Origin of the sequence: Kribbella sp. NPDC058245, assembly GCF_042882005.1 — a bacterium.
Lineage (GTDB): Bacteria > Actinomycetota > Actinomycetes > Propionibacteriales > Kribbellaceae > Kribbella.
The window spans coordinates 433,943-451,187 of record NZ_JBHVWY010000002.1; the positions used below are offsets into that span (position 1 = coordinate 433,943).

Genomic DNA, 17,245 nt, shown 5'->3' on the forward strand with positions numbered 1-17,245 from the left:
CGATTACGGGTTGACCGGCGGCGCCCAGCCCGGCCGAGGGATCAGGCAGAACGGATGACCGGCCGGATCCTCGTAGACCGCGCCGCTCAGGTGGCGAGCCCCCAACGCGATGACGGCCGCCCCGGCCGCGTCGACGTCGTCCACCATGACGTCGAGATGCATCTGCTGTGGCTGCGCAGGATCGGGCCAGCGCGGCGGGATGTGATCCGCCGCACGCTGGAAGGCGAGCCCGGAGGTCCGGTCGTTGTCCGCCACGACCACCCAGTCGGCACTGCGGTAGGTGATCGGTTTGCCGAGCACCGCGGCGTAGAACCCGGCCAGCCGCAGTGGATCCGGGCAGTCGATCGCGAGGTGGTGCAGTCGTCCGATCACGCCTCATTCCTCCCTGTCGTCCCACGATGTGTTCGGCCATCTCAAATAACGAGAAGAGGGCTGGCGCGTTCGTGGCCCGTTCGTTACCGTTCTCGGCAGGTCATGAGCGCCAGCGTCAAGCCCCGGCTCGCTGGCCGGCAACCCTCCTCCGCGGTGGGGTGCCCCGGGTGAAGACCAGGCCGTGCGGATACGCCGCTCGGCAAGTGCGGACTTCCCGGGAGCGAAGCCATGTCGATCCTCTCCATCCTCGAGCCGGCCAGCAGCACCACCCCTCGTGCGGCCGTCACCCGGCTCACGACCGGCACCATCCCCGCCACCGTCGGCTCGGACCTGCTGGTCCCGCTGGCCGACGGCCGGGTGACGGACTACGCCAACTTCGACCACGGTGCGAGCGCGCCGTGTCTGGAGTCGGTGCGGGCCAGCGTCGAGGCGGCGCTGCCGTCGTACGCGTCGGTCCACCGCGGCAACGGCTACGCCTCCCGCATCACCACCCAGTGGTACGAGCGGGCCCGCGCCGAGGTGCACAGCTTCGTCGGCGCCCGTGCGGACGACCAGGTGATCTTCACCCGGCAGACCACAGACGCGCTGAACCTGCTCTCGCACGCCGTCCCGGCCGACGCGACCGTGATCGTCTTCGAGTCCGAGCACCACGCCGCTCTGCTGCCCTGGGGCGAGGAGCGCACCGTCCGGCTCGCTGCCCCGGCCTCGGCCGGTGAGACTGTGGCTGCCGTCGCCAACGCGCTGCGGGCCGCTCCGGAGGGCCCGCGCCTGGTCGTCGTCACCGGCGCTTCGAACGTGACCGGTGAGATCTTCCCGATCGCCGAGCTCGCCGCCGTCGCCAAGGCCCACGGCGCCCGGATCTGCTTGGACGCCGCACAGCTCGCGCCGCACCGCATCGTCGACATCGCCGAGCTGGACGTCGACTGGGTCGCGCTCTCCGGTCACAAGCTCTACGCGCCGTACGGCGCCGGTGCCCTCATTGGCCGGGCCGACTGGCTCGACGCCGCCGACCCCTACCTGTACGGCGGCGGCGCGACCACCTCGGTCACCGGCGACGGCGTGGTCTGGGCGACCGGTCCCTCCCGGCACGAGGGTGGCTCCCCCAATGTGATCGGCGCGATCGCGCTGGCCTCGGCCTGCGCGACGATCAGCCGGAACCGCGACGCGATCGAGCAGCACGAGCGCAGCCTGCTCGCCCGGCTCCGCACCGGACTGGCTCAGATCGCCGAGGTCACGACGTACTCGATCTTCGGCGCCGAGGCCGACCGTGTCGGCACGGTCTGCTTCACCATCAAGGGTCTGAGCTCCACGCTCGTCTCCGCCGCTCTCAGCGCGGAGTACGGCATCGGAGTCCGCGACGGCAAGTTCTGCGCGCACCCGCTGGTCGGCCACCTGCTCGCCGACGCACCCGAGCACGGTACGGCGGTCCGCGCCAGCCTCGGCCTCGGGACGACCCGCGAGCACGTGGACCGGCTCGTCGGAGCAGTGCGCTCCCTGGCCACCAATGGGCTGCGCGCGGAGTACGAGGACACCGACCACGGCTGTCAGCCGGCCGATGACCCTCGTGACCTCCACGCACCCCGCATCTGGTGACACAACAGTCCTAGCGCTCCTACTGCTCAGGAGTCTGCTCAGGAGTTTTCAGGCCTACATGGTGAGCAGCGAACGCCAGTAGGTCCGCCCACTCCGCCGCGATCATCGCGGCGGGTTTACCGAAGCCGTGACCGGTGTTGACCTCCACTCGGGTCAAGACGGGTTCGGCCGCGGACTGGGCATGCTGCAACGCAGCGATGAACTTATGACTGTGCAACGGGACGACCCGGTCATCGTGGTCACCGGTGACCACCAGCGTGGCCGGGTACGCCGTACCGTCCTGCACGCGATGCAGCGGCGAGTAGGCCAGCAGGTCCTCGAACTGCTCCGGGTTGTCCGGATGCCCGAAGTCGGAAGCCCACGCGGCACCCACCGTGAAGAGGTGGAACCGCAGCATGTCCAGTACGCCGACTCCCGGCAGCGCGACCTTGAACAGGTCCGGGCGCTGCGTCATGGCCGCTCCGACGAGCAGTCCGCCGTTGCTTCGACCGTGAATGGCCAGCTGCGCCGGAGTGGTCACGCCGGTGTCCCGCAGGTGTTCCGCGACCGCGATGAAGTCGTCGAACACCTGCTGCTTGTTCTTGAGCCGCCCGGCGTCGTGCCAGGCGCTCCCGTACTCACCGCCGCCGCGGAGGTTGGCGATCGCCAGCACTCCCCCGGCCGCGAGCCACGCCGGCCAGCCGGGCTTGTAGTCGGCCAGGATCGAGATGCGGAAGCCGCCGTACCCGTAGAGCAGTGCCGGGCGCGGTGCGCTGAAGTCGAGGTCAGAGCGACTGATCAGGAAGTACGGGACGTCGCCGGCCACCTGGCGCGTGACGATCACCGACGGCGACTCGTAACCACCAGAGCCGCGAACCAGCTCGGGCAAGGCCCGCACTGCGCCGGTCGACGCCGAGACGACGTACGAGACCGTCGGGTCGGTAGTGGTCGACAGACCGATGAAGAGCTCGTCGTGCTTCGTGCTGCCGTTCAGAGCAAGCACACCGCCACCCTGTACGTCGACCACCTGCGCACCGGAACCGTCGAGCGCGTAGAGCGTCAGCACGGGCTGGGCGTCGACCAGCGTGATGGTCGCCAGCCCTGACGCCGTACCGCGGACAGCCTGCAGCGTTTCGGGCCCCTCAGGGATGAGGTCTGTGAAGGTGCCGTCCAGCGACGCGAGCACCACACGACCACGGGACGCATCACGGTCGGTCTGCAGCACCAGCTGGTCACCCGACATCCGGATGAAGAAGATCTCGTCGACCAGCTCGTCCACTACCTTGATCGGCTCACCCAGACCGTCAGACGTGATCGGGTAGACCCACAGCCGCGACGCGGGATCAGTGCCGGCGTTGACGTGCACAACGACGTACCGGTCGTCGTCGGACACCACCGGGCTGATGAACAGCCGGTCATCCTCAGGGAACACCAGGACCAGCTCGTCGTCGGACTGCGGCGTACCGACGCGGTGCAGCTTCAGCTGTCCACCGGAGAGCGTCTTCGTCTCGGTGCCCTCGCTGCGCCCACTCGTCGGGTAGTGCAGATACAGGTACGACGAACCGTCCGGCAGCCAGGTGGCCTCACAGAACTTGGCCTCGGTCACCACGTCTTCCACCGGATCCCCAGTGGCGATGTCGAGCAGCCGGAACGTCGTCCAGTCGCTGCCGCTCTCGTTGATGCCGTAGGCAAAGTACTTGCCGTCCGGACTCACAGTGAACGTCCCCAGTGAGTCGGTGCCGTCGGCAGACAGGGTGTTCGGGTCGATCAGCACCCGGCCGCTGTCCACCAGTTCCTCAAGGGACTCTGCGACGTACACGACGTCCTGGGCCTGGGTGCCGTCGTTGCGGCCGACGAAATACCAGCCGCTCTTCTTGGCCGGCACTCCGGCCCGCGGCCGGGCCAGGATCGCGGACAGGGTGGTCTGGAACCACTCCCGCTCCGGATAGCCGGCCAGCTCGGCCTGGGTGAACGCGTTCTGCCGGTCCACCCAGTCCTGGGTCTCGGCGGAGTCAGGGTCTTCCAGCCAGCGGTAGGGGTCGGCGATCGCGTGCCCATGCAGGGTTTCGACCACATCGTCGCGGCGGGTGTCCGGGTAGGTCATGCGGACAAACCTAACCCGCTCCGGGAATCACCGCCCGGGCAATCAGCTCGAACACCGGCCGCGGATCATCGTCGTCGTACCGGGCGATCCGGTGCAGGATCAGCCCCTCGGACACCGCTGCGACCGTCTGAGCAGCCACCGCCGGGTCAGCGACCCCCAGCGAGGCCAGGGCCTCGGTGACACCTGCCTTCAGCGCCGCGTGACCGCGTGACAACGCTTCTCGCAGGACTGGGTCGTGGCTGCCCTCCAGAAACAGGATCAGCCGCGCTGTGGTCCGCACGCGATTCACCCGGGTGATGAGGTCGAACAATCCACACATCACGTCCACGAATTCGGCCGCCGTCGCCGGCCGGAACGCCGGCCCGGCTGCCTGCCGGTCGGCCTCGGCGAGCCAGTCGACAACACCTGACAGCAGGGCCGCCCGGCTGCGGAAGTAGTTCGACGCCGACCCCTTCGGGAGTCCGGCGCGGTCGTCGACCCGGGCGTGCGTGAGCGATCGGAGTCCTTCGGTGCCGAGCAGCTCGACGGCGGCCTGGAGTGCGCGGGTACGCGGTGATTCCACTCGGTCACTATAAACGTAGTAGACGCCGTACTACGTTCGTAGTACGGTCGATGGATGGAACTTCAGGGGGTGAGCCACCGCTTCGTCGACCTGTCCGGCGTGCGTCTGCACGTGACGGAGGCCGGGAGCGGTGAGGCCGTCGTACTGCTGCACGGGTTTCCGCAGCACTGGTGGGAGTGGCGTGACGTCATCCCCACCCTGGCCCGGCACTACCGGGTGATCTGTCCCGATCTGCGTGGTGCCGGGCAGTCCGGTGCACCGGCCACCGGCTACGACCGGGAGTCGCTCCTGGCAGACCTCACCGGACTGCTGGATGCACTGGAACTTGACCGGGTCCACCTGCTCACGCATGACTGGTCCGGGATCCTCGGCTACCTGTTCTGCCTGGAGCATCCCGAGCGCGTCCGCGACCACCTGGTCCTGGCGATCCCCTCGTTCGATGCGAAGGTCGAGCCGGCGATGTTCGGGCGGGCGCTGCGCTATGGGTGGTTCAACCTGGTGCTCCCCTGGCCGGGACTCGGTCCGTGGGCGCTACGGCGTACTGGACTGGCCAAGACGATGCTGCGTGGGCACACGGTCGGCATGAGCGAGGACCTGGTCGAGTTGTTCGCCAGCCAGTTCCAGGAGCCGGAGCGTGCCGTGGCGGGGTCGTTGCTGTACCGGAAGTTCATTCAGCCCGAGGGCATGCGCATCATGCGCGGCCAGTACCGCGATCGGCAGCTCACCACTCCGACCAGGTTCCTGATCGGTGCGGAGGACCACGTCGTACGGGCGGGCGCCGGCGCGCAGGAGATCGCGGGTGCGTCGCATTTCCTGGTCGACGACCGGCCGGACGCCGTCATCGAGCACGCACTCGAGTTCTTCGGGTAAAACGCGTCGCACCCACCTCCCCCGGCCGGCGGCATCCCGCGCAGACGCCGGAGGCAGGTGGGTACGACGGGCCCCTAGTGCTGGGCCGGATTGATGTCCTTGGTCCAGAGGACCGTGCCGAACAGGTCCCGCAGTGACGCGGTGAACACGCCCGTGTGCGGATCGATCTCGACGTGGCCGAAGAACTGGTTGCCACCGCTCGGCGGCTGGTTCGGGAAGTCGGCCGCCTTGACGAACTCCGCCTTCGGTCCGAACGTCGGGTCCAGCTTGTTCGGGCCGAACGTGCCGGCGTTCACCGGACCGGCGACGAGCTCCCAGAACGGGTCGAAGTCGGTGAAGGCCGCCCGCGACGGGTCGTAGTGGTGGGCGGCGCAGTAGTGCACGTCTGCGGTCAGCCAGACCGCGTTGCGCACCTTGCGCTTCTTGAACTGGCTCAGCACCCACGCGATCTCGTGCTCCCGGCCACCGGGTGCACCGGCGACGCCGTTCGCGACCGCCTCGATCAGCGGGCCGTCCGGCACCAGCAGCCCGAGCGGCATGTCGCTGGCGATCACCTTCCAAGTGGCCTTGGACGCGGCCGCCTCGCGGACCAGCCATTCGGCCTGCTCGGCGCCGAGCATCGCCACCGGGCCGACCGTGTCAGGTGTCGGGTTGGCACCGCGGTAGGTGCGCATGTCGAGGCAGAAGACATCGAGCAGCGGACCGTAGCTGACCTTGCGGTAGATACGGTTCCGGCCCGCGGTGTGCACCATCGGCAGGTACTCGAGGAACGCTTGCCGAGATCGGGCCGCCAGGACGTCGACCCGCCGCTCGGTGTAGCGCACATCGTCGAGGATCTCGCCCGGGTACCAGTTGTTCAGCGTCTCGTGGTCGTCCCACTGGCTGACGATCGGTACGTCGGCGTACAGGTCCCGCACGTTGTGATCGAGCAGGTTGTACTTGTACCGGCCGCGGTACTCGGCCAGCGTCTCGGCGACCTTGGAGACCTCCTCGGTCACCACGTTCTTCCAGACCGTGCCGTCCGGGATGGCGACCGAGGCCGCGATCGGGCCGTCGGCGTAGATGTTGTCGCCGGAGTGCAGGAAGAAGTCCGGCCGGGTCTCGTGCATCGCCTTGTACGCGATCATGCCGCCGAGGTCCGGGTTGATGCCGTAGCCCTGGCCGGCGGTGTCCCCGGTCCAGACGAACGACAGGCCGCGGTTGCGTCCCGGCGTACTGAAGGTGCCCTCGAGGGACTCACCGCGGCGCCCGTACGCGTCCTCGAACGCGATCCGGTAGTCGTAGCGCTGTCCGGGCCGCAAGCCCCGCAGCGGCACCTGCGCGGTGTAGTCCTGGTCCGGACCGGTGATCGGCCCGTGCAACCGCACTGCCCGGTCGAAGCGGCCGTGGCTCGTCAGGTCGACGACCATCCGGGCCTTGCGATCGGTGCGCGACCAGACCACCGCAGAGTTCGGTGACACATCGCCCGACATGATCCCGGACGGCAGTGCGGGCCGGTCTCGCCGTACGACGTTGGGGGCCGCAGCGGCGACGCCTGGCAGAGCCAGGGAAGCACCGGCGGCAGTGGATGCAGCCAAGAGTTGGCGGCGGCTCAATTTCATACGGCAAGCGTGATCCTGCCGAGTGGCTTCCGCGTGAACTGGCGGTGATCCCTTGGCGCGGCGCGAGACTCGCCTTGCGAAGGGTTGCCTTACGTGGTTCCGTTGGGGCCAACAGCCACAGTTGTGGCGCTGCCCAGGACCCGGTAGCGCATCGACACGATGTACTAACGGACCGGGGTGTCTTCTTTTGTCACAGCTCGTCGCGGACAGTAATCCGCAACAGCGCTTCACGAACCTCTACACCGATCTCGCTCGCACAGTCCGCGAACTGGGCCTGCTGCGCCGGCGGCAGGGCTACTACTGGGTCCGCATCGCTGCGGTGCTGGTTGCCTTCGCCGGGGTCTGGGTAGGGGTCGGACTGCTCGGAAACTCGTGGTTCCAGCTCCTGATGGCTGGCGCCTTCGCGCTCGTGCTGACCCAGGTCGCGTTCCTCAGCCACGACAGCTCACACCGGCAGATCTTCGAGTCGGCCAAGTGGAACGACTGGACCGCGCGGCTGCTGGCCGGCGGCCTGATCGGGATCAGCTCCGCCTGGTGGAAGTCGAAGCACAGCCGGCACCACGCCGCCCCGAACCAGCTGAACCGCGACCCTGACCTCGACATCGGCGTGATCGCGTTCACGCCGGACCAGGCCGCGCAGCGCACCGGCTTCCAGGCCTGGCTGACCGCGCGCCAGGGCTGGCTGTTCTTCCCGCTGCTGACGCTCGAAGGCCTCAGCCTGTACGTCTCGAGCGTCGGTCACGTGTTCCGTCGGGGCGCGAGCAAGATCGAGCGGGTCGAAGGCGCCCTCGTGCTGAGCCGGATCGGCATCTACCTCGGTCTGCTGTTCTTCCTGCTCCCGCCCGGCAAGGCGTTCGCCTTCCTCGGGTTGCAGCTCGCCGTCTTCGGCGTCTGCCTCGGAGGTTCGTTCGCACCGAACCACAAGGGCATGCCGCTGGTCCCGGCATCCATGAAGGTGGACTTCCTGCGCCGCCAGGTGCTGATGTCGCGCAACATCCGCGGCGGTCTGTTCACCGACTGGGCGATGGGCGGGCTCAACTACCAGATCGAGCACCACCTGTTCCCGAGCATGCCGCGACCGACGCTGCGCAAGGTGCAGCCGATCGTCCGCGAGTACTGCGCACTGCACGGGGTGAACTACACCGAGGTGTCCTTGGTGGCGTCGTACAAGATAGTCGTGGACTATCTGAACAACGTGGGGCTCCGGGCGCGGGATCCGTTCCAGTGCCCGCTGGCCACGGCCTACCGAGCGTAGGCACCAACCTTTGCCCGCCCGACCACGCTGGTCTACCTGAGCGCACACGGAGTGTCATGAGCGATGTCGATCCTGGGCGTGTGCGCCCTCAGCAGCAGTACGCCAGTCTGTACACGGACCTGCTCCGGACCGTGCAGGAGCTCGGGCTGCTCCGCCGGCGCCGTGGGTACTACTACACGCGGCTGAGCCTGGTCGGCGTAGCCCTCGTGGGTGTAGCAGCCGGCGTCCTCGTGCTGGGTGACTCGTGGTTCCAGCTGGTGATGGCCGCGGTTCTGGCGCTGGTGCTCGTGCAGGTGGCGTTCCTGAGCCATGACAGCGCGCATCGGCAGATCTTCGCCTCGCCTGCGCGCAACGACTGGACAGCTCGGGTGCTCTCCGGCGGCGTGCTGGGGATGAGCGTGAGCTGGTGGCGGACGAAGCACAACCGCCACCACGGTGCACCGAACCAGGTGGACAAGGATCCGGACGTGCAGATGAAGGTGCTCGCCTTCTCGCCGGACGACGTCGTACGACGTAAGCCGCTCGGCAAGTGGCTCGCTGCGCGGCAGGGGTGGTTCTTCTTCCCGTTGCTGATGCTGGAGGGCGTCGCACTGCACGTGTCGAGCATCCGGCACCTCATGCGGCGAGATGCGAGCCGCATGGAGCGCATCGACCTCGCAGTGGTGGTCACACGGCTCACGGTGTACGTCGGCGCGGTGTACCTGCTGTTGCCGGTGGAGAAGGCCACTGCCTTCCTGGCACTGCAGCTGGCGATCTTCGGCCTGTTCCTGGGTGCTGCGTTCGCACCGAACCACAAGGGCATGCCACTGGTGCCGGCCGGGATGAAGCTCGACTTCCTGCGCCGCCAGGTGCTGACCTCGCGCAACATCCGCGGCGGCATTCTGACCGACTTCGCCATGGGCGGCCTCAACTACCAGATCGAGCACCACCTCTTCCCCAGCATGCCGCGACCGACGCTGCGTCACGTCCGGCCGATCGTCCGCGAGTACTGCGAACTGCACGGCGTCGACTACACCGAGGTCGGCCTGTTCTCGTCGTACGGGATCGTCGTCGACTACCTGAACAACGTCGGGCTGCGGGCCCGCGATCCGTTCCAATGCCCGTTGGCGGGCTCACTGCGTGGTTAAGTGGCCCCATGGGGTTGCTGTGTGCGCTTGCTGCTGCGGTGGCCTACGGACTGGCGTCGGTGTTGCAAGCCGCGGCCGCGCGAAGTACTCCGGATGAGAGTGCGCGCGGCGTCCTCCGCGTCGTCGGCCAGTGGCGGTTCCTGGTCGGCATCGGGATGGACCTGCTCGGCTTCGGGCTCCAGATGGTCGCACTGCAGTCGCTGCCGTTGTTCCTCGTCCAGGCCGCGCTCGCAGCAAGTCTCGCCGTCACCGCGGTAGCGGCGCGGGTGCTCGGCGTACGGCTTGGCACGAAGGAGTGGTCAGCAGTCGCCGCAGTCTGCACTGGGCTTGCGCTGCTGGGGATGTCGGCCGGTAGCGAAGGCAGTACTCCGGTCAGCCACGGGTTCCGGCTGTCGTTGATCGGGGCAACGATCGTGCTCGGCCTCGCCGGACTCGCGACGCACCGCGCGCCGCAGCGGCTGCGAGCTCCCCTGCTCGGCCTCGTCGCGGGGCTCGCGTTCGGCGTGGTCGCGATCTCGGGCCGGATCATCTCCGACTTCCACCCACTCAAGCTGCTCGCCGAGCCCGCCCTCTACACCGCGGTCGTGAGCGGCGCACTGGCGATGTACTTCTACGCCTCGGCGCTACAGCGCGGTGGCGTCACGATGGCGACGGCCATGCTGGTCGTCGGTGAGACCGTGTTCCCGGCACTGGTCGGACTGATCGCGCTCGGCGACCACTCGCGACCTGGGTACGGCGCACTGGCGGTCGGCGGCTTCCTCGTCGCGGTCGCCGCCGCCGTCGTACTGGCTCGGTACGGCGAGATTACGACGCCGGCGGAATCTCTCCCGAGCCACGAATCGTCAGCTTGACCGGCACCCGAACGGTGCGCCCCGGCCGGTGCGGCTCGGGAAGCCGCTCGGTCATCAGCTGAATCGCCGTACGGGCCATGACGTCAGCCGACTGAGCGACCGCGGTAAGACCCGGCTTGAGCAGGTCACCGAGAGCCAGGTCGTCGAACGAGACGAGCGCAACCTGATCACGCCGACCGGCGAGACCACGCAGTACCTCAGCGGTCGTCATGTTGTTGGCCGACAGCAACGCCGTGGCCGGCTCCGGCCGATCCAGTACGGCGGACAGTGTGATGCCGATGCCCTCCGTGGTGGGCTCGGACAGGTGCACGAGGTCTTCGTCGACGTCGATGCGGTGCCGGGCCATCGCGGCCCGGTAGGCGACCACGCGCTCGCGCGCGGTGAAGATCCGCTCGTCGTCACCGAGGTAGGCGATCCGCCGGTGGCCCTGGCGAACCAGGTGGTCGATCGCCTGATCGATACCGCCCGCGTTGTCGGCCAGTACGGCGTCCGCCTCGATACCGTGCGCGGGGCGGTCGATCGTGACGACCGCCATCCCCGCGTCGACGTGCGGCGCGAGGTACTCCTGGGTCTCCCCGATCGGCGCCATGATCAGAGCGTCCGGGCGGCGAGCCACGAACTCGAGACAGACGTCCCGCTCGCGCTCGGGGTCCTCGTCGGTCAGACCGATCATCACCACGGAACCCGACGAGCGGGCCCACAGCTCGACCGCGCGACCGAGCGAGGCGAAGAACGGGTCACCGATGTCGCGGATGACGACCGCGATCGTGCCGGTCTTGCCGCGGCGCAGCATCCGGGCCGACTCGTTCGGTGTGTAGTTCAGATCCTTGATCGCAGCCTGGACCTTGGCGGTCAGCTCGGGGCTGACGTTCGGCTCCTCGTTGACCACGCGCGACACCGTCTTCAGTGCCACCCCGGCCCGGGCCGCGACCTCCTTCATCGTGGGCCGGCGCTGGCCCGTTCCGTTCACACCGTTGATGCTCATCGCCGGCCCACTCTCTCTGTGTAACTAGCTCTGCACGACGACCGGGATGATCATCGGGCGGCGGCGGTGGGTGTCACTGACCCACTTGCCGACCACCCGGCGGATCACCTGCTGCAACTGGTAGATGTCGTCCACGCCGCCGCCGATCGCCTTGGCCATCTCCGCCTCGATCTTCGGCTTCAGGTCGTCGAAGACAGTGTCGTCCTCGGCGAACCCGCGCGCCTGGATCTCCGGCCCGGCGGTCAGCTTCCCGGTGACGGAGTCCATCACGGCGATCACCGAAATGAAACCCTCGTCGCCCAGAATCCGCCGGTCCTTCAGCGAGGTCTCGGTGATGTCGCCGACCGTCGAGCCGTCCACGAAGACGTACCCGCAGTCGACCTTGCCGGCCACCACGGCCTTGCGGTCGATCAGGTCGACCACCACACCGTCCTCGACGACGACCACGTTCTCGCGCGGGACGCCGGTCTGGATGGCCAGCTCGGCGTTCGCGTGCAGGTGCCGGATCTCGCCGTGCACCGGCATCACGTTGCGCGGCTTGACGATGTTGTAGCAGTAGAGCAGCTCGCCCGCACTCGCGTGACCCGAGACGTGCACCAGGGCGTTGCCCTTGTGGATCACGTTCGCGCCGTGCCGGGTCAGCCCGTTGATCACCCGGTAGACGGAGTTCTCGTTGCCGGGAATCAGCGACGACGCCAGTACGACGGTGTCGCCGGGCTGGATCTGGACGACGTGGTGGTCGTTGGCCGCGATCCGGGACAGCGCCGACATCGGCTCGCCCTGGGAACCGGTGGAGACCAGCACGACCTGCTCGGGCGGGTAGTTCTCCAGCTCGCGCATGTCGATCAGCGTGTCGCCGGGCACGGTCAGGAAGCCCAGATCGCGGGCGACCGCCATGTTGCGCACCATCGAGCGGCCGACGTACGCGACCTTGCGGCGGTGCTTCACGGCGGCGTCCATGACCTGCTGGACGCGGTGCACGTGGGAGGCGAAACAGGCCACGATGATGCGCTGGTTCCTGGCCTTGGTGAAGACGCCGTCCAGCACCGGCGCGATGTCGCGCTCGTGCGTGGTGAAGCCGGGCACCTCGGAGTTGGTGGAGTCGACGCAGAACAGGTCGACCCCCTCCTCGCCGAGCCGCGCGAACGCGTTCAGGTCGGTGATCCGGCCGTCCAGCGGCAGCTGGTCCATCTTGAAGTCACCGGTGTGCAGCACCATGCCGGCCGGCGTCCGGATCGCCACCGCGAGCGCGTCCGGGATGGAGTGGTTGACCGCGACGAACTCGCAGACGAACGGGCCGATCTGCAGCTTCTCGCCCTCGACCACGGTCTGCTGCGGCACGTTGCGGTGCCGGTGCTCCTTCAGCTTGCCCTCGAGCAGCGCGAGCGTGAGCTGCGACCCGATGACCGGGATGTCGCCGCGCTCGCGCAGCAGGTAGGGCAACCCGCCGATGTGGTCCTCGTGGCCGTGCGTCAGGACGACGGCGACGACGTCGTTCAGCCGGTCCCGGATCGGCTGGAAGTCCGGCAGGATCAGGTCCACGCCGGGCTGGTTCTCGTCCGGGAACAGCACACCGCAGTCGACGATCAGCAGTTTGCCGTCGTACTCGAACACGGTCATGTTGCGGCCTACTTCACCGAGGCCGCCGAGCGGGATGACCCGCAAAGCGCCCGGAGCCAGCGGTCCGGGCGCGGAGAGATCTGGATGGGGATGGCTCATGCAATCAGTCCTGCCTGTTTCAAGTCGGTGGTGAGCCGGTCCACTTGCGCGGGCGTCGCCTCGATCAGCGGCGACCGGAGGGTCGCGTGCTCGAGGACGCCGGCCAGCTTGAGTGCGGCCTTCACCATGATGGCGCCCTGGGTAATGGTCATAATCGTTTCGACAGCGGGCACCAGCCGTCGATCAATCTCCTGTGCGGTGGCGAGGTCGCCGGCCACCACGGCGTCGATCAGCTGCCGGTACTCCGGGCTTGCGACGTGGCCCACGACACTCGCGATGCCGACGGCACCGATCGCCAGCATGGCGAGGTTCAGCTCGTCCGCACCGCAGTAGTAGAACAGATCGGTGTTCGCCAGCACCTTGGTGGTCGCGGCGAGGTCACCCTTGGCGTCCTTGACCGCGACGATCCGCGGGTGCTCGGCGAGCGCGATCAGCGTCTCGGTCGTGATCTCCACCCCGGCCCGGCCGGGGATGTCGTACAGCAGGTTCGGCAGGCCGGTCGCATCGGCAACCTGGAGGAAGTGCTGACGCAGACCCTCCTGCGGAGGCTTGTTGTAGTACGGCGTGACAACCAGCAGCCCGTCGGCACCGGCGGCCTCGGCCTGCCGGGCGAGCTCGATGGTGTGCGCCGTGTCGTTCGTGCCGACGCCGGCGACGAGCTTGACCCGGTCACCGAGCGCCTCGCGGACGGCGCGAATCAGGTCGGTCTTCTCCTGGTCCGAGGTGGTCGGCGACTCGCCGGTCGTCCCGTTCAGGATCAGCGCGTCGTTCCCGCCGTCGGCGAGATGGATGGCCACCTTCTGGGCCGCGGCGAGATCAAGGGATCCGTCCGCGCGGAAGGGTGTGACCATAGCCGTCGTCAGGCGGCCGAAGGGCGGCGCCGGTGCGGCGAGAGTTTCTGGCGAGGGCATGGTGCTCAGATTACCGTCCCGACGCCCTGAAGAAATGGGTAGGCCTGGTAGCTGTCCGCTCGGGGGTCCGGGCAGCTACCAGGCTCACTCGTCCTATCGGGTGAGCCCGGGGAGTCGTTACACGTTCCACGAAAAAAGTCCGGAAAAAATTCTGTGAACACTTTGCGTAGCACTCCCATCACTGAATGTAGACAAAACGAACGGAAAGACGCCTGGCAGGAGCAGTACGCCGGCCACCAGCAACACCGGTACGACGACCAGCCGCTCGACCCAGCTGTTCGTACTGAACCGAAGAAGGCGGGGCAGCCGGATCTCGTACCAGGTCTCACCCCGGATCGGGAGTGGCCAAAGCCACGGACAGCCCGAGCGGGTCAGGCTGTCTCCCAGACAGTGCGTGAACATGCCGAGGCCTACCGCCACCCCGATCCAGCCGCCGATCCCGGACAAGCCCGCCTGGAGGTAGTCAGCAGGCGTCGTACCGGGAAGCGCCGTACCGAAGACCGAGTAGGCGGTGGCTCCGAGGGTGGCGATCAGGATCCAGTCGCCGAGCACGTGGGCTGCGAGCAGCAGACCCGTGACGGCGACGGCCAGGACTGCCCACTTGCCGTGGTCTCCCAGGCTTCCGGCCAGGAAGCCGAGCCCGATCGCGGCCGCGAGGGTGTGCGTGGCGTGGCGGTGCTTGCCGGTGCTGTCCTCGTCACGCGGACCCTTGGTGAGTTTGTAGAGCACACCGGAGAAGGTCCGGATCCCACTGGAGATCAGTCCGGTGACCGGTCCGAGCACGCGCGAGGCGCTCCCGCCCGGGTGATCCAGGTCCGGGACCAACGCGTAGCCCGCCGTGGCGGCCGCGAACGGCACCACCTCGGCCACCGAGGTCAACCCGACCATCGGCGCCACCGCGAGCCCCAGGACCCACCCCGACAACGCATGCGACCGCCCCATCATGGTGCGCCTCACTCCCCTCCAGCTACCCCCATCCTCTCAATCCAGCCTCATCAGTCACAACAGCCACACCCATCACCGCCGTTTTGCATAATCATTCAGAGGCATGCATACTCTTCCTATGTCCAAGGTGCTTACGTCGTTGCCGGTTGGTGAGCGGGTCGGGATCGCGTTCTCGGGAGGTCTCGACACGTCCGTCGCGGTCGCGTGGATGCGCGACAAGGGAGCGGTGCCCTGCACGTACACCGCCGATCTCGGTCAGGCCGACGAGCCCGACATCGCGTCGGTTCCGGGGCGGGCGACGGCGTACGGCGCCGAGCTCACGCGACTCGTGGACTGCCGCGCGGCGATGGTCGAGGAGGGCCTGGCCGCGCTCACCTGCGGCGCCTTCCACATCCGGTCCGGCGGGCGGACGTACTTCAACACCACGCCGATCGGGCGGGCCGTGACCGGCACGCTGCTGGTCCGGGCGATGCTCGAGGACGACGTCCAGATCTGGGGCGACGGCTCGACCTTCAAGGGCAACGACATCGAGCGGTTCTACCGCTACGGGCTGCTGACCAACCCGAACCTGCGGATCTACAAGCCGTGGCTCGACGCCGACTTCGTCACCGAGCTCGGTGGGCGCAAGGAGATGAGCGAGTGGCTGGTCGCCCACGACCTGCCGTACCGCGACAGCACCGAGAAGGCCTACTCCACCGACGCGAACATCTGGGGCGCGACGCACGAGGCGAAGACGCTCGAGCACCTGGACACCGGGATCGAGACGGTCGACCCGATCATGGGCGTGAAGTTCTGGGATCCCTCGGTGGAGATCGCCACCGAGGACGTCAGCATCGGCTTCGTCCAGGGCCGGCCGGTGACGATCAACGGCAAGGAGTTCGGCTCCGCGGTCGACCTGGTCCTGGAGGCGAACGCGGTCGGCGGCCGGCACGGGCTGGGCATGTCCGACCAGATCGAGAACCGGATCATCGAGGCCAAGAGCCGGGGCATCTACGAGGCACCGGGAATGGCGCTGCTGCACGCCGCCTACGAGCGGCTGGTGAACGCGATCCACAACGAGGACACCCTCGCGGCGTACCACAACGAGGGCCGCAAGCTCGGCCGGCTGATGTACGAAGGCCGCTGGCTGGACCCGCAGTCGCTGATGATCCGTGAGTCGCTGCAGCGCTGGGTCGGTTCGGCCATCACCGGCGAGGTCACCCTGCGGCTGCGGCGGGGCGAGGACTACTCGGTCATCAACACCACCGGCCCGGCGTTCAGCTACCACCCGGACAAGCTGTCGATGGAGCGCACCGAGGACTCCGCCTTCGGCCCGGTCGACCGGATCGGTCAGCTGACCATGCGGAACCTCGACATCGCCGACTCCCGCGCCAAGCTTGAGCAGTACGCCGGCCTCGGCCTCTTCGGTACGTCGAACCCGGCGCTGGCCGCATCCACCGACCTCATCGGCCCGATGCCGACCGGTGGCGCCCAGGCGATCGCCTCCCGCGGCGAAGCCTCCGAGGAAGACCTGCTCCTCGACCGCGCCGCCATGGAGTCCGGCACCGACTGACCGCCGTACCCAACAGCCCGGCCCTCCTCAGGTGGAGAGCCGGGCTGCGCATTTCGCTGGCTAGGCAGCCATATCGGGGGTTCTGCACTCTGGTTATGGGTGCAGAACCCCCAATGTGCGTGCTCAGCCAGCCAAATGGGGTGGGGGGAAGCGGGCGGCGAGGGCGGCGAGGAACTCGGCGGGGCGGGTTTGGTGGATGGTGTGGCCGGCGCCTTCGATGGAGACCAGGGTGCAGTCGGGGATGGTTGCGGCGGCTTCGGCGAGGAGGTGCTGGGGCGCTGGACTGGTGGAGCCGCCGCCGAGGATCAGCGTGGGCGTTGTGATCTTGGCGAGGTCGGCCTGCCAGGCGGGGTCAGGGGTGGCCATCTGGGCGAAGATGGCCACCAGGCAGTCCCAGTCGAAGTCGAGCTCCTCGGCCGGACGAGGCGGCACAGTCCAGTCACCATCGCCGTCCGGCGGCACCGAGTCGACGAGAACGAGTCCGGTGAGGCGGTCGGCGTACTGCTCGGCGTAGATGGCGGCGACGGTGCCGCCCATGGAGTGACCGACGAGCAGGAAGGTCTCCAGCCCGAGGTGATCGACGAACTCCGTCAGGTCGTCGACCAGGGACTCATACGAGTACGACGGGGTCCGCACGCTCGCGCCGTGGCCGCGCTGGTCGAGGGCGAGCACCCGGCGGTGCTTGGCGAGCTGCGGCGCAACCAGATCCCAACGGGTCGCGTTACCGCGGAGCCCGTGCAGGAGCACCGCGGGTGGAGCGGCCGGGTCACCACTGTCGACGTACTCGAACTCCCCTGCAGACAAAGAGATGCGCATGCC

At 68.2% G+C, this 17,245-nt stretch carries 15 protein-coding genes and 1 riboswitch; of the genes, 6 read left to right on the forward strand and 9 right to left on the reverse strand.

Annotated elements, in window-relative coordinates:
* Positions 1-3 precede the first annotated feature (3 nt).
* Positions 4-372: a VOC family protein gene (locus tag ACFVWG_RS05550; RefSeq protein ID WP_391541933.1), complete on the reverse strand. Its 369-nt coding sequence runs from the start codon at positions 370-372 to the stop codon at positions 4-6.
* Positions 373-470: 98 nt separating this feature from the next.
* A riboswitch (SAM riboswitch) is annotated at positions 471-584 on the forward strand.
* A 16-nt stretch (positions 585-600) separates the two neighbouring features.
* On the opposite strand from ACFVWG_RS05550, the gene ACFVWG_RS05555 reads away from it, so the two are divergent.
* Positions 601-1,965, forward strand: coding sequence for an aminotransferase class V-fold PLP-dependent enzyme (locus ACFVWG_RS05555; RefSeq protein WP_391541934.1), 1,365 nt, complete (start codon positions 601-603; stop codon positions 1,963-1,965).
* A 19-nt stretch (positions 1,966-1,984) separates the two neighbouring features.
* Here ACFVWG_RS05555 and ACFVWG_RS05560 read toward each other — a convergent pair whose 3' ends face one another.
* Together ACFVWG_RS05560 and ACFVWG_RS05565 are read right to left on the reverse strand one after the other, a co-directional pair.
* A complete protein-coding gene (locus tag ACFVWG_RS05560; RefSeq protein WP_391541935.1) occupies positions 1,985-4,048 on the reverse strand; it encodes a prolyl oligopeptidase family protein in 2,064 nt (687 codons plus the stop codon).
* A gap of 10 nt (positions 4,049-4,058) precedes the next feature.
* Positions 4,059-4,610, reverse strand: coding sequence for a TetR/AcrR family transcriptional regulator (locus ACFVWG_RS05565; protein ID WP_391541936.1), 552 nt, complete (start codon positions 4,608-4,610; stop codon positions 4,059-4,061).
* 54 nt (positions 4,611-4,664) lie between these two features.
* Between ACFVWG_RS05565 and ACFVWG_RS05570 the strand changes: the two genes are divergently transcribed.
* Positions 4,665-5,480 carry an alpha/beta fold hydrolase gene (locus ACFVWG_RS05570; RefSeq protein ID WP_391541937.1) on the forward strand — a complete coding sequence of 272 codons (816 nt, stop codon included), beginning with the start codon at positions 4,665-4,667 and terminating at the stop codon, positions 5,478-5,480.
* Positions 5,481-5,554: 74 nt separating this feature from the next.
* Here the strand turns inward: ACFVWG_RS05570 and ACFVWG_RS05575 are convergent, their stop codons facing one another.
* Positions 5,555-7,081, reverse strand: a complete 1,527-nt coding sequence (locus ACFVWG_RS05575; RefSeq protein ID WP_391541938.1) for an alkaline phosphatase D family protein — start codon at positions 7,079-7,081, stop codon at positions 5,555-5,557.
* A 187-nt stretch (positions 7,082-7,268) separates the two neighbouring features.
* Here ACFVWG_RS05575 and ACFVWG_RS05580 point away from each other — a divergent pair, with 187 nt between their 5' ends.
* From ACFVWG_RS05580 to ACFVWG_RS05590, 3 genes are read left to right on the forward strand one after another with little or no spacing between them, the layout of a single operon-like run.
* Positions 7,269-8,336, forward strand: a complete 1,068-nt coding sequence (locus ACFVWG_RS05580) for a fatty acid desaturase family protein (RefSeq protein ID WP_391541939.1) — start codon at positions 7,269-7,271, stop codon at positions 8,334-8,336.
* Positions 8,337-8,392: 56 nt separating this feature from the next.
* Positions 8,393-9,463, forward strand: a complete 1,071-nt coding sequence (locus ACFVWG_RS05585; protein ID WP_391541940.1) for a fatty acid desaturase family protein — start codon at positions 8,393-8,395, stop codon at positions 9,461-9,463.
* A gap of 8 nt (positions 9,464-9,471) precedes the next feature.
* Complete coding sequence (locus ACFVWG_RS05590; protein ID WP_391541941.1) at positions 9,472-10,314, forward strand: hypothetical protein; 843 nt, start codon at positions 9,472-9,474, stop codon at positions 10,312-10,314.
* Here the strand turns inward: ACFVWG_RS05590 and ACFVWG_RS05595 are convergent.
* The 4 genes from ACFVWG_RS05595 to ACFVWG_RS05610 form a co-directional block, all read right to left on the reverse strand.
* Positions 10,268-11,299: a LacI family DNA-binding transcriptional regulator gene (locus tag ACFVWG_RS05595; protein ID WP_391541942.1), complete on the reverse strand. Its 1,032-nt coding sequence runs from the start codon at positions 11,297-11,299 to the stop codon at positions 10,268-10,270. The two genes, ACFVWG_RS05590 and ACFVWG_RS05595, sit on opposite strands and share 47 nt — an antisense overlap.
* A 24-nt stretch (positions 11,300-11,323) precedes the next feature.
* On the reverse strand, positions 11,324-13,018 hold the full coding sequence (locus tag ACFVWG_RS05600) for a ribonuclease J (protein ID WP_391541943.1): 1,695 nt from the start codon (positions 13,016-13,018) through the stop codon (positions 11,324-11,326).
* Positions 13,015-13,929, reverse strand: coding sequence for a 4-hydroxy-tetrahydrodipicolinate synthase (gene dapA / locus ACFVWG_RS05605; RefSeq protein ID WP_391541945.1), 915 nt, complete (start codon positions 13,927-13,929; stop codon positions 13,015-13,017). The genes ACFVWG_RS05600 and dapA overlap by 4 nt, the downstream gene beginning before the upstream one ends.
* A 117-nt stretch (positions 13,930-14,046) precedes the next feature.
* Positions 14,047-14,874, reverse strand: a complete 828-nt coding sequence (locus tag ACFVWG_RS05610) for a metal-dependent hydrolase (RefSeq protein ID WP_391542144.1) — start codon at positions 14,872-14,874, stop codon at positions 14,047-14,049.
* 118 nt (positions 14,875-14,992) lie between these two features.
* On the opposite strand from ACFVWG_RS05610, the gene argG reads away from it, so the two are divergent.
* Positions 14,993-16,426: an argininosuccinate synthase gene (gene argG / locus ACFVWG_RS05615; RefSeq protein ID WP_391541946.1), complete on the forward strand. Its 1,434-nt coding sequence runs from the start codon at positions 14,993-14,995 to the stop codon at positions 16,424-16,426.
* Between the two features lie 123 nt (positions 16,427-16,549).
* On the opposite strand, the gene ACFVWG_RS05620 is transcribed toward argG, so the two are convergent.
* Positions 16,550-17,242 (reverse strand): alpha/beta fold hydrolase, encoded by a 693-nt coding sequence (locus tag ACFVWG_RS05620; protein ID WP_391541947.1) that lies wholly within the window; start codon positions 17,240-17,242, stop codon positions 16,550-16,552.
* Positions 17,243-17,245 lie beyond the last annotated feature (3 nt).